This window comes from Arthrobacter sp. Bi83 (assembly GCF_918698095.1).
Classification (GTDB): Bacteria; Actinomycetota; Actinomycetes; order Actinomycetales; family Micrococcaceae; genus Arthrobacter.
This window is the reverse complement of sequence record NZ_CAKKLY010000052.1, coordinates 1-12,806: the sequence shown is the minus strand read 5'-3', so window position 1 is coordinate 12,806 and position 12,806 is coordinate 1. Positions and strand designations below refer to the sequence as shown.

Genomic DNA, 12,806 nt, shown 5'->3' with positions numbered 1-12,806 from the left:
CATGGCCGCTCCGGACATCCCCGCGGAGAAGGCGCCAGCCTCGCCGCGTCCCCTGATTCTGCGCTACGCCGCGCGCTCCGACGTCGGCCGTATCCGCGCGAAAAACGACGACTCCGCCTACGTAGGCCGGCACTTGGCCGTCGTGGCCGACGGCATGGGCGGGCACGCCGGAGGTGATGTCGCCTCCGCGGCGACCGTCCTGGACATGATCCACTTGGATACGGACGAGTACGAGGGCGACGCCGGAACCGTCCTCGCCGACGAAATCCAGACGGCCAACTCGCTGCTGTCCGAACTCGTCCACATCAATCCCAAACTGGCCGGCATGGGCACTACCGTGACGGCCCTGCTGCTCGCGGAGGGCAAGCTGCACTTCGCCCATATCGGCGATTCGCGAGCGTACCGGCTCCGGGACGGCGAGTTCAAACAGATCAGCATTGACCATACGTTCGTCCAGCGCCTGATCGATGAAGGCCGCCTCCGCCCCGAGGAAGCCGAAACCCACCCGCACAAGAACGTCCTGATGCGCGTCCTCGGAGACGTCGATGCAAGCCCCGAGCTGGACCTGGACACGCTGGACGTTCAGCCCGGCGAACGCTGGCTGCTCTGCTCCGACGGCCTGAACTATGTGGCCGGCCACGTCGTGGAACGGACAGTCCGGGAAACCAAGGACATGCGCGAATGCGTGGAAACGCTTGTCGATCTCACCCTGGAGGCCGGCGCCCCGGACAACGTCACCGTCGTCATGGTCGAAATTGCCGAGGAAACGGACGACGACGTCAAGACAGCCGCCGTCGAAATCGTTCCTCCCGCTGAACTGACCGGCGAAAAGCCGGCTGCAGCCGCCGGTGCGGTTGCCGCCGCGGCCACGGCCGATTCTGTGGAGCAGCCCGGTGAAGCGGCGCCGGTAACGGCGTCCGCCCCCGCCCCGGGCACCCCCCGGGCGTCCGAACCTTCGGCTCCGGACACCGCCGACCAGGCAGACGCCGCCGGCACCGCGGACACCGCGGACACCGCGGACACCGCGGACACCGCGGACACCGCGGACACCGGCCAGGATGCCGGCGAGGAGCCTACAACCACCACGGACCCCCATCTGGGCGAACATCTCTCGGCAGAGGTGCTGCGGCAGGAGCTGTCCTCACGACCCCACCTCCTCGTTGGAGCGGCCGTCGCGGCGGCCGAAACTGGCTCCATCCCCACCATCGCTGGGCGCACCGTCGCACGCCGGGCGGCTACAGTCCTGACCCACAAAGCCGAACAGGCGCGCGACGAAGCCGCCGAATTGGGCCCGGAACGGCGGCCTCGCCGGTGGATCACCATGGGCATCGCGGCCGCAGCGCTCGTGGCCCTCGCGGTGGGGCTCTGGCTGGGATACGCCTGGACGCAGACGCGCTATTACATTGGCGAATTCGACCAGCGGGTGGCGATTTTTAATGGCGTCTCGCAGCGCCTTGGCCCGCTCCAGCTGTCCACCCTTGAGGCCGTAACCGACATACGGATGGATTCACTGCCCCAGTTCTCCCAGCAGCGCGTGCGCCAGACGGTGCCTGCACGCGATCTCTACGACGCCCAGCGCATCGTTAAGAACCTCGAGCGCACGGGCAGCACCGCACCGTCGGATGAGTGCCTGACCCAATCACCGACTTCCACCGCTGCCGGCTCCCCGTCTCCGAAACCCCCTACCGCCACGGCCTCTCCCAAACCCACGGCATCTGCCTCCAAGCGTCCGACCGCGACGGCCAGCCCCAAGCCGACGGCATCTCCAACAGCCACCGCCGGCGCCTCCGCAGTGCCATCTCCAACCGCAACCTGTGAGGGTGGCCAATGACCCACGCCGACACAATCCCGAAGCCACGCCGCAACGTCGAGTTGCTGCTGCTCGTACTGGCACTTGGCGTGAGCATCGGCGCCAACGCGCTGATCAGCATCGACGAGCAGACCGCTTTTGACACGGATTTCTGGTTCCAATCCAGCCTGCTGGCGATTGCGGCCCTGGTTTTCCATGTGGTCCTGCGGCTCCGTGCAAAGTATGCCGATCCGGTAATACTTCCACTTGTGATCGCACTCAACGGCCTCGGCCTGGCAATGATCCACCGCCTGGACGCGCCGGGGGAAGACACCGGCAACAACCAGATGAGGTGGACCCTCATCGCCATGGCCGTCGCGATTGCCGTGATCTGGCTGCTCAAGGACCACCGGGTCCTGCGCCGCTTTACGTACATCTCCCTTGCAGTGAGTGCACTGCTGCTGATCCTGCCGCTGGTGCCCGGCATTTCCGCCGGCGAAATCCTGGGCGCCCGCGTCTGGATCCGCCTCGGCCCCATGACGTTCCAGCCCGGCGAGGTCGCGAAGATCACCCTGGCTATATTCTTCGCTGGCTACCTTTCCTCGAACCGCGACCTGATCATGCTGGCGGGCCGGAAAATCGGTCCGCTGCAGTTCCCGCGGTTCAAGGACATGGGACCAATGATCACCGCCTGGCTGGTCAGCATCGGCGTGTTGATCTTCCAGCGCGACCTCGGATCCTCCCTGCTGTTCTTCGGACTGTTCATTGTGATGATCTACGTGGCCACAAGCAGAATCAGCTGGGTGGTCATCGGCCTCGCACTCATCCTGGGTGGCGGCTTTGTGGCGTCCAAGGTCTTTTCCCACGTCGCACTCCGCATCGACGCCTGGCTCAATGCATTTACCGAGGAAGTCTTCGGCCGGTCCCCGGGCGGCAGCGGCCAGATCGTCGAAGGCCTCTTCGGCATGGCCAGCGGCGGACTCGTGGGCACCGGGCTTGGCCAGGGACGTCCCAACCTGGTTCCCTTTGCGAACAGCGACATGATCATCGCATCCTTCGGTGAAGAGCTTGGCCTGATTGGGCTGTTCGCCATCGTCATGATGTACCTCCTCCTCTTCACCCGCGGCTTCCGGGCGGCCCTCGGCACGCGGGACGCCTTTGGCAAGCTGCTGGCGTGCGGCCTGTCCTTCGCGGTGGCCCTGCAGTGCTTTGTGGTCATCGGCGGCGTCACGCGGCTCATCCCCCTGACGGGCCTGACCACACCTTTCCTTGCCGCGGGAGGTTCTTCCCTCCTCGCGAACTGGATCATCGTGGGCCTCCTGCTGATGATTTCGCACACTGCGCGCGGCCCCGTGGACACCACGCCAATGCAGCCGGGCAAAACCCCGGAGGCACAGACAACGGCGCAGCAGCCCGCTCCCGTTGCTGGCGGACGGCCCGGCAGGAATGCCACCCAGACCCTTCCTGACGCTCCCACCGAGGCGGTGAAACACCTGTGAACCAGGCCATTCGACATTCATGGATCGCCGCGATCGCCATGTTCGCCCTGATCTTCGGTGCGCTCAGCTATGTCCAGGTGGTTGGGGCCGACGAGCTCAAGGCCAACGCTTGGAACAAGCGTGCCATTCTCCAGAACTACTGCAACGACCGCGGCGCGATCCTCGTTGGCGGCACGGCCATCGCAGAGTCCGTTGAGGGAAACGAGACCTGCAAGTTCCAGCGGACCTACACACAGCCCGAGCTCTACGCGGGGCTCACAGGCTACTTCTCGAAGAACTACGGCGTGACCGGCCTCGAGCGCGCCATGGACGCCCAGCTCGCCGGCAGTTCGGACCAGCTCTTCCTAGACCGCATCGGGCAGCTGTTCCTGGGCAACCAGCCGAAGGGTGCCTCCGTGGAACTAACCATCGACCCCAAGATCCAGAAGCTGGCGTATGACCTCATCCCGGACGGCCAGCGCGGATCGATCGTGGTCACGGACCCCAAGACTGGCAACATCCTGGCCATGGTCAGCAAGCCGTCATACAACCCCAACCTCATCGCCACCCAGGACGCGGCCAAGGAGCAGGCAAGCTACAACGAGGTCATCAAGGTTCCCGGCGTCAACCTGAACCAGTCAGTCAGCGGCCCCACGGGCGCCCTCCTGGCACCGGGGTCGGTCTTCAAACTCGTGGACACCGCGGCAGCGTTGGGCTCGGGCAAATACAACGCGGACAGCGAACTGCCGAATCCGGCCGAAATGTCGTTCCCGGGCATCCAGTACCGCCTGCCCAACTATGCCGGCGGCAACTGCTACACCCGGAACACCGCCAACTTCGCGTTTGCGCTCCAGCAGTCCTGCAACACACCGTTTGCGAGCATCGCCCAGAAACTCGGTGAGGACGCGATCGCCGAGCAGGCGGCTAAGTTCGGCTTCGGCCAGGAACTGGGCGACCAGCTCAAGCTCGACTATGCCAAGAGCATCTTCCCGCGGGACCTGGACGCGGCCGGGCTGGCGCAGTCCGCCATCGGGCAGCGCGACGTCCGCGCCACGCCGCTGCAGATCGCGCTGATGACCTCGGCCATCGCCAACGGCGGCGTGCAGATGGCACCCAACCTGATCAAGGCCGTACGGTCCCCAGACCTGCGCGTCCTCGAAGAACCGAAGCCTGTTCCGCTGCGGACCTCCACCACGCCGGAGATAGCCGGCCAGATCACTGACTGGATGACCAGCGTGGTGAGTGAAGGAATCGCGGGCGGGGCGGCCGTCCCCGGTGTCGAAGTTGCCGGTAAGACGGGCACCGCAGAGCTGGGAACCGGCTTGAACAACTCCTGGTTTACCGGGTTTGCCCCGGCTAAGGACCCGCGGGTGTCTGTCACCATCGTCATGCAAGGCGTTGACATCACCACCGGCGCACAGCTAACCAGTCCGAACGCAAAGAAGATTTTTGAGGCGGTGTTGAATAAGTGAGGCCTACATCGGGAATCACCCTCGGCGGCAGATTCCAGTTGACCACGCGTATTGCGATCGGCGGCATGGGCGAAGTCTGGAAAGCCAAGGACCTTATCCTCGGCCGCATCGTGGCCATCAAAGTGCTCAAGGAGGAGTACACGGGAGACCCTGGCTTCCTCCAGAGATTCCGTGCGGAGGCCCGCCACACCGCGCTGCTAAACCACGTGGGCATCGCCAATGTTTTTGACTACGGCGAGGAGGAGGGGTCCGCCTACCTGGTCATGGAGCTGGTCCCCGGCCAGCCGCTGAGCAGCATCATCGAACACGAGCAGGTCCTCTCGCCGGACCGCACTCTGTCCATGATGGCCCAGACCGCACGTGCGCTGTCGGTTGCCCATGCCCAAGGCCTGGTGCACCGCGACATCAAGCCGGGCAACCTGCTGATCACACCCGACGGACGGGTCAAGGTGACGGACTTCGGCATCGCCCGCCTTGCGGACCAGGTCCCGCTGACGCAGACCGGCCAGGTGATGGGTACCGCCCAGTACCTCGCCCCGGAACAGGCCACCGGCCAGACGGCCACGGGCGCTTCCGACATCTACTCGCTCGGCGTTATCGGTTACGAGTGCCTCACGGGCCACCGGCCGTTCTCCGGCGAGTCCCAGATCGCCATCGCCTTGGCTCAGGTGAACGATGCCCCGCCGCCCCTGCCGGACACCCTGCCAAAGCCGGTCCGGGCGCTCCTGATGTCCATGCTCGCCAAGGATCCGAAGAACCGGCCGGCCAACGCCATCAAACTTTCCGAAGCCGCCGAAGCCATCCGCAACGGAGATATTTCGGCAGCCCACGCCGCCGTTCCCGGCATGCTGCTTTATGAGGCAGCCACCGGCCCCATCACGGCCCCGGTCAAGATGCACACGGCGCCCACCGGAGTCATTGGCTCCGAGAAAAACTCAACGACGGCGACCTCCGCCCTGCCGGTGCTCGGCGCCGCAGCCGCGGGTGCTGCAGCCGCGGGCGCAGCTGGCGCAGCAGGCGAGGGAACGCCCACCCGTGCCGGCAGCACCCTTTCGCGGGCTGACGCCCTGGCCGCCGAACGCAGCTGGGTCCAGGAAGAGGAACAGTACGACGACGAGCCTGCCGATGAGCCCGAACGTCGCAAGCGCAGCCCGTGGACCTGGCCGCTGATCGCCCTGATCCTGCTGGTTCTGTTCGCCGTCGTCGGCATCCTCCTGAGCCAAGCCGGCATTCTTTTCCCGTCGCAGGCGCCTGCGGGCACCACCTCGAGTTCGCCAAGCCGGACAACCTCCACGAGCGCCAGCCCGACGCCTTCCGCGACATCGGCAACGCCCACGCCCATGACCCCCTCGCCAACGCCCACGCCCACGGAAACCACCCCGGAGGCCATCAACCTGATTCCCGACGCCTACCTGGGACAGCAGTACAGCAAGGTGCGCAGCGACCTGATCGCGCTCGGGCTGCAGGTGAACGGCGTCCCGGTCGCCGATCCCGCTGCTCCCGGCACCGTCACGGACATCAATCCGTCCGGCCCGGTTCCGGCGGGTGAAACGATCAAGGTCACGTATTCCAAGGGTCCGGAGCAGATCGTAGTACCGGATATCAGCGCCGGCAGCAGCGAGGCCGAGGTACAGAGCGCCATCGAAAAGGCCGGGCTGCGCTGGCAAAAGGGAGATGATGTCGAGGGTGATCCGGGACAGGAGCCCGGTACGTTTGTCAGCTCTGATCCGGGCGCCGGCAAGCAGGTCGACGCCGGTTCCGTGGTGACGTACCACCTCGCCAAAGCCCTGATTCCCTCACCCTCGGCCACGGTCACTCCCAGTGCCCCTCCGACCGGGCGGTAAGCCGTGACCACGCCGCCAAGAATGCCGTCGCACCGGGAGGACAGCCTCCCGGTGACAGCCCAGCGCGTCCTCAGCGGACGCTATGAGCTCGGCGAGCTCATAGGACGAGGTGGCATGGCGGACGTGCACCGTGGCATCGACACCCGGCTCGGGCGGACGGTGGCCATCAAGCTGCTGCGTCCGGACCTGGCACGGGACCCGCAGTTCCAGGCGAGATTCAAGCGCGAGGCGCAGGCAGTTGCCGCCCTGAACCACCCGTCGATCGTGGCTATCTACGACACGGGTGACCACGCAGTCCCCGGAGATGCCCACGACCAGATCCGGGTTCCCTACATCGTGATGGAATTCGTCGCCGGGCAAACCCTCAGGGACCTCATCCGGTCCAAGGACATCACCATTAACCAGGCCATCAGCTACACCCTCGGCGTACTGTCCGCGCTGGAGTACAGCCACAAAGCCGGCATCGTGCACCGGGACATCAAGCCTGCCAACGTGATGTTCTGCGAGAGCTCGAACATGGTCAAGGTCATGGACTTCGGCATCGCACGGGCCATGGCCGACTCCGCCGCCACCATGACCCAGACGCAGGCCGTGGTGGGCACGGCCCAGTACCTCTCGCCAGAGCAGGCGCGCGGCGAGACCGTGGATGCCCGGAGCGACCTTTATTCCGCGGCCTGCCTGCTGTTCGAAATGCTGACCGGGCGTCCGCCGTTCGTCGGCGAGAGCCCCGTTTCCGTGGCGTACCAGCATGTGCGCGAAATCCCGGAACCGGCCAGCAGCCTCAATCCCGAGGTTTCCGAAGCACTGGACAGCGTCCTCGCAAAGGCCCTGCAGAAGAACCGCGCCGACCGTTTCCAGGACGCGGCGGCCTTCCGGCGCGCGCTCCGTGCAGCCAAAAACGGTGTCGCGGTGCCTGGCCTGTCAGCCAGCGAGGCGCCGACCGACCCCAACGACCATGTTCCCGAACCGCACCGCAATCCTCCCACCGCGGCCTTTTCCATGACCGGCGCCAGCTTCCTTGACGATGCCCCCGGAGGCCGGCTCAGGCCTGCTTACGATGACGCAGGCGACGCCGTGCTTCCCGCGGAGGCCGCCGCGGTGTACGAGACCGCAGAGCAGGACGAACTTCCCTTGGGCCTGCCCCGCGAACGGGAGCGTACGGGCGTACAGAAGTCCCGCCGTCGGGCCTGGACCGCCACCTTTGTCATCTTTACCCTCCTGGTGCTGGCCGGCGGCGGGCTATGGCTGTACAACGTGATGAACCAGCCTCCGGCCGAGCCGGTCAAGGTTTCTGTCCCGTCTGTGGAGGCCCGCACAGAAACTGAAGCCCTTCAGTTGCTGTACGACGCCCGGCTGCGGCCCCAGATCAAGCGTGTGCAGCATGACACGATCGCCAAGGGCACGGCCATTGGAACCGTGCCCGCGGCCGGTTCATCGCTTGAGCCGGACTCGGACGTGACCCTCAACATTTCCGCCGGACCAAGCGCGGTGAAGGTCCCGGAAGCACTGCCTGGGCGGACGGAAGCGGCGGCCCGCGACATCCTGAGACAGGCCGGATTGGTGGGGGCACCGTCCACCACCATGGCCAACAGCGCCACGGTAGCGGGAGGCCTGGTGATCACTACCAAGCCGGCTCCGGGCCAGCAGGTGGCCGTCGGGAGCACCGTGGAAATTGTGGTGTCCACGGGCAAGGTGGCCATGCCCGAACTCCGAGGAATGACCCGCGCCGAAGCGGAGGCCGCGCTGAAGGCCCTGGGCTTGCCGGCCGTCATCAACGAAGTGGAGAACTCCCAGGTGGTTCCGGGCAAGGTGACCGGGCAGAGCGATCCCCTCAATTCCCTGGTAGAGCAGGGTAAGGCGATCACCGTTACGGTTTCCAAGGCTCCGGCGCCGAAGCCCACCCCGACGCCAACACCGAGCAGCACCGGCACGGCGAAGCCCAAGCCTTAGGGCTTCGACTCAGGCGTCAGCTCAGTGGCCGCCAGCTACGTGACCGGCACGCGCACCTGCCCCGCGTGGCCGGCACCCGCCTCTTGGCCGGCACCCGCCGGCGCCGGAGTCCTCTGCCGGGTTCTAGTGCTGGATGAGCGGGCTGAGCTTGGCCGCGCGTGCGGCCGCGCCCGCCATGCCCAGTGACTCGAGCCAGTTTCCCAGCATCTGGTAGCCGCCCTCGGTAAGGACCGATTCCGGATGGAACTGCACGCCGCACAGAGGGGCGGTGCGGTGCTGCAACCCCATGACGACGCCGGTGGCGGTCTCGGCAGTGATTTCGAGGATGTCCGGAATGGACTCCCGCACGGCGGCCAGTGAGTGGTAGCGCGTCGCGGTGACGGGGGAGGGCAGGCCTGCGAAGACGCTGGCGCCCTGGTGCTGGACCAGGGACGTCTTGCCGTGCATCAGTTCCGGCGCGTGCGTCACAATGCCGCCGTAGGCCTCGGCGAGGGCCTGATGGCCCAGGCAAACGCCGAACATGGCTTTGCTGTTGTCCCCGCACCACTTGATCAGCTCGATGCAGACGCCCGCCTCCGACGGTGCGCCCGGACCGGGCGAGATGAGTACGCCGTCGCGCGTTTCAGCCATTTCGATCGCTTCGGCGAGCGTCACGTCGTCATTGCGGACCACCGTGGTCTCGGCGCCCAGTTCCTGGAGGTAGCCCACCAGGGTGTAGACGAAGCTGTCGTAATTGTCCACGACGAGGATCTTGGTTGTGCTCATGGGTTACTTGCCGCACCAATCGTTGAGTCGGTGAATTGTGTGAACTGGGACATCCAGGGGAACAGGAACTCGACCATCAGGAACAGTGTCCCGGCGATCAGCGCCACTGACGTGAGGATGCGCAGCCAAAGCGGGCCCGGCAGGTGCCGGAATATCCAACCGTACAAGTCTCAGCCTTCCCCTCGTGCGCGTGCCACTTGGGCGGCAATCTCGGCAGGCGGTCCTGCGGATGCGGGCTGCCAGCGTTCCATCACGGAGTACGCAATGATCCGTTCCTGCGAACCGAAGCGGGGGTTGCAGCTGGTCATGGTCAGGAATCTTTCTGTGGGCCTGACCCCGGGCTTCGAGGGCACGGGGAGCAAGACGTCAACGTTGGAGGGCATCACGATCCGGTTGTTACGGAAGACGTAAACGTAGTAGCCGTCGCGCGTCTGGACATAAATCTTGTCACCCGGTACGAGGGTGTGGATATTGTCCAGGACGGCACCGTGCGTCTGGCGGTGTCCGGCCACGGCAAAGTTGCCTACGGCACCGGGCATGGCCGTTCCGCCGTAGTGGCCCAGGCCGAGGGTGTCCAGCACATCCGCCGTGGTGCCCTCGACGATGGGACGGGTGTAGGTTTCGCCAAACCTGGGAATGTACATGATGCCGATGGTGCCGCCGTGGCCGGGAGCCTGGGCAACTGCCGGTGCGCCGTAGTTCTTCTGCCCTGCCGGCGCCTCCGCGCTGGGCGCCGGCGTTACGGGTCCACCAAGGTCGCGGGTGAAGTCCTTGACCGCCGCGCTTTGCTTGGCATCGGATTCCACGTTGGTCCACCACAACTGCCAGGCGACGAAGAGCAGGAGCACAATGCCCACCGTAATCAGCAGCTCGCCAATGATCTGCACGGCCTTTCGCAGGATCACGACGCCGGCTGCCGGCTTGGCAGGGGCGATCACCTTTTCCTGCAGTACCACGCGTTCTCCTCAAAGGCGGTTGCGGTGGGCGCTGGTGTGGCCTGAACTACAGCTAGAATTGGCTGCTAGTAAGACTTCAGACTTGACCAGGAGCGCGCAGGCCGCCGGCAATATTCCTCTGAGCAGGATATCAAGCCGGGTCGCCGTTCTTGATTCAGCCCGCCAAGGAGGACATGTGCCCGAGTCAAAGCCACGTAAGAAGACCGCCCGCGCGGCCGAGCCGGTCTCTGCAACACAGACGTACAAGCCGAACCCTGTGTGGTTCAAGCCGGTCATGTTCGGTCTCATGATCATCGGGCTGCTGTGGATCATCACGTTTTACATCAGTGAAGGAAAGCTCCCTGTTGGCGACTGGGGATCCTGGAACATCGTGGCCGGATTCGGCATCGCGATCGTGGGCTTCCTGATGACCACCCGCTGGCGTTCCTGAACACCACGCAGCAGCCATGACCGAAGGCATCATCGTCGGCGACGACGGCCTCGCCCGTCCGTTGTGGGCCTCCGTCGATCCCCTGATGCGCGAGTACTACGACACAGAATGGGGTCTGCCCGTACGTGACGAGCAGGGCCTCTACGAGCGCATCAGCCTGGAGGCGTTTCAAGCCGGCCTGTCCTGGGCCACCATCCTGCGCAAGCGGCCCGCTTTCCGTGCGGCTTTCGCCAACTTCCACCCCGAGACCGTAGCCGCGTTCACCGAGACCGATGTCGAACGGCTGCAGCAGGATACCGGGATCGTGCGCAACAGGCTGAAGATCCGCGCCGCCATCACCAACGCCCAAGCCACCATTGAGCTGCGTAACAAGGGCGGACTGGTGGACTTTGTCTGGGGATTCCAGCCCACCTCGACTCCTGCCCCTTCGACGCACGCCGATGTGCCCACCCGGTCTCCGGAGTCCATAGCCCTGTCCAAGGCGCTGAGGAAAGAGGGATTCGCCTTCGTGGGGCCAACTACGATGTTCGCCCTCATGGAAGCCGTCGGGATGGTGGACACACACCTCATTGACAGTCACCGCCGAGGCACCTCCGGGGTCTGGTTGTAGCCGGGCCGGCTCTCTCAGTTTCGCTGCTTCACGGCCGAGCGCGCGTGCACACGTGTTGGTAAAGATATCCACAGTGTTGATAACCCAAGCGCCCACATTCGCAGCAAGCGCACGCCATGGCTGTTCAGCCACTAGCCGATCCGCGCGAACGACAGCTCAAGTATTAACAATTGTGGAAAGGCTGTGGATAAAGGCCTGGTCGCGTCCGTCCGGCTTACTGCGTCTTCCGACGGACGGGGTGCCGGCTCGTGATGGACACGCGGTTGAACGCATTCATCGTGATGGCCAGCCAGCTCACCGCCGAATACTGCTCGGCCGTCAGGTGGTCGCGCGCGTAGCCGTCCTCCAGGTCCCGGGTGTGCGTATCGGGAAGGGCCGTGATGCTCTCTGCAAGGGCCAGGGCGGCCCGCTCGGTCCCGTCGAACAGGTCCGTGTCGCGCCAGGCGGGGAGAACAGCCAGACGCTGGCTTGATTCGCCTCCCTTGAGGGCGTCAGCCACGTGCATGTCCAGGCAGTACGCGCAACCGTTGAGCTGGGACGTGCGGACGTTGAGCAGTTCTACGAGTTTGGGGTCCAGCCCGGCTTCAAGGGCGGCTTCCCGCACCTTCAGCCCCAGCCCATTGAGGGCACGCCAAGACGCAGGGTGGTATTTGTCCAAGTAGATATGTTCAGTGGTGCTCATGGCGTACTCCTCGAAGAATCGGGCCGCCGCACGGAGCCGGCGGACTTGTGAGGCGGGCTGGCGATTAGTCCGAGACTACACGCGGACGGGGTGCGCTTATCCACTTAACAACAGGCGACTACCCACAGGTTATCCACAGGTGGGGATAACCTGTGGGACGGCGCGGACGGATTTACCGGGATGTAGGCCTCAGAACGGCACTCCAACGTTGAACTACATGGCTGGAAGTTATTAACACTGTGAATAAGCCTGTTGAAAATTCCTGCTGTGCACAGCCAAGGCTCCCGGCTGCCTTGCCCCTGGCTTGGCAGCGGCAGGCGCCCTGGAGCTACCCACCCGGTACAGGCACCGGTACAGCTGTGGATTGGCCCCTGTCCGCCACTTATTCGCGGAATAGTTGTCCACTTAACCACAGGGCCTTCCTGAGTACTTATCCACAATTGTGGACCCAGCGGACGGCCCAGTCCGAAGATCCGCCAGTCCGGGCGGATTTCTAGACACGTCCGACAGAACTACAGCTGTGTAAGTTACCAACAGTGTGGATAACCCCTGTGGAAAACTCGGCAGCGATAGCAGCAGGGTGCGGAGCCCGAACGAAGGAGGGTCGAGAGTCGACCACGTGGGAAGTCCGTTCGCTTGCGGGAAGCGGGTGACGGTCTGGGAGGCGACCAGGCAGCCGCACGCGCAGTTGTCGGCGCTCAAAACGGCGCAAGCCTGCCTGGACGGGCAGGTCCATAGCAGCAGCGACGGGGCTCCTATGCAGAACGCCCGCGCCCAACGTGGGTGCAGGCGTTCTGGGCGGGGCGGGTGGAGAGGGGAGAGAGCGGTGG

10 protein-coding genes are annotated in these 12,806 nt (G+C 65.1%); 7 read left to right on the top strand and 3 right to left on the bottom strand.

Annotation, left to right across the window (positions count from 1 at the left end):
• Nucleotide 1: 1 nt before the first annotated feature.
• Genes LQ144_RS19125 through pknB form a run of 5 tightly spaced genes read left to right on the top strand, consistent with a single transcriptional unit; the run spans nt 2 to nt 8,533 of the window.
• Entirely contained in the window at nt 2–1,831 is a 1,830-nt protein-coding gene (locus LQ144_RS19125) for a protein phosphatase 2C domain-containing protein (protein ID WP_230120392.1), read from the top strand.
• The gene (locus LQ144_RS19120; RefSeq protein WP_230120391.1) at nt 1,828–3,288 is read left to right on the top strand and encodes an FtsW/RodA/SpoVE family cell cycle protein; all 1,461 of its coding nucleotides are present in this window, start codon (nt 1,828–1,830) and stop codon (nt 3,286–3,288) included. The genes LQ144_RS19125 and LQ144_RS19120 overlap by 4 nt, the downstream gene beginning before the upstream one ends.
• The gene (locus LQ144_RS19115) at nt 3,285–4,739 is read left to right on the top strand and encodes a penicillin-binding protein 2 (protein WP_230120390.1); all 1,455 of its coding nucleotides are present in this window, start codon (nt 3,285–3,287) and stop codon (nt 4,737–4,739) included. The genes LQ144_RS19120 and LQ144_RS19115 overlap by 4 nt, the downstream gene beginning before the upstream one ends.
• Nucleotides 4,736–6,583 (top strand): protein kinase, encoded by a 1,848-nt coding sequence (locus LQ144_RS19110; protein WP_230120389.1) that lies wholly within the window; start codon nt 4,736–4,738, stop codon nt 6,581–6,583. Before LQ144_RS19115 ends, LQ144_RS19110 begins: the two co-directional genes overlap by 4 nt.
• A gap of 21 nt (nt 6,584–6,604) precedes the next feature.
• Nucleotides 6,605–8,533 (top strand): Stk1 family PASTA domain-containing Ser/Thr kinase, encoded by a 1,929-nt coding sequence (pknB, locus tag LQ144_RS19105; RefSeq protein ID WP_230120409.1) that lies wholly within the window; start codon nt 6,605–6,607, stop codon nt 8,531–8,533.
• Nucleotides 8,534–8,656: 123 nt separating this feature from the next.
• Here pknB and LQ144_RS19100 read toward each other — a convergent pair whose 3' ends face one another.
• Together LQ144_RS19100 and LQ144_RS19095 are read right to left on the bottom strand one after the other, a co-directional pair.
• On the bottom strand, nt 8,657–9,298 hold the full coding sequence (locus LQ144_RS19100) for an aminodeoxychorismate/anthranilate synthase component II (protein WP_230120387.1): 642 nt from the start codon (nt 9,296–9,298) through the stop codon (nt 8,657–8,659).
• A 170-nt stretch (nt 9,299–9,468) separates the two neighbouring features.
• Entirely contained in the window at nt 9,469–10,254 is a 786-nt protein-coding gene (locus LQ144_RS19095) for a class E sortase (RefSeq protein ID WP_230120385.1), read from the bottom strand.
• 175 nt (nt 10,255–10,429) lie between these two features.
• On the opposite strand from LQ144_RS19095, the gene LQ144_RS19090 reads away from it, so the two are divergent.
• Together LQ144_RS19090 and LQ144_RS19085 are read left to right on the top strand one after the other, a co-directional pair.
• The gene (locus tag LQ144_RS19090; protein ID WP_230120383.1) at nt 10,430–10,684 is read left to right on the top strand and encodes a cell division protein CrgA; all 255 of its coding nucleotides are present in this window, start codon (nt 10,430–10,432) and stop codon (nt 10,682–10,684) included.
• A 16-nt stretch (nt 10,685–10,700) separates the two neighbouring features.
• On the top strand, nt 10,701–11,294 hold the full coding sequence (locus LQ144_RS19085; protein ID WP_230120381.1) for a DNA-3-methyladenine glycosylase I: 594 nt from the start codon (nt 10,701–10,703) through the stop codon (nt 11,292–11,294).
• Nucleotides 11,295–11,508: 214 nt separating this feature from the next.
• Here the strand turns inward: LQ144_RS19085 and LQ144_RS19080 are convergent, their stop codons facing one another.
• On the bottom strand, nt 11,509–11,976 hold the full coding sequence (locus LQ144_RS19080) for a carboxymuconolactone decarboxylase family protein (RefSeq protein ID WP_230120380.1): 468 nt from the start codon (nt 11,974–11,976) through the stop codon (nt 11,509–11,511).
• Nucleotides 11,977–12,806 lie beyond the last annotated feature (830 nt).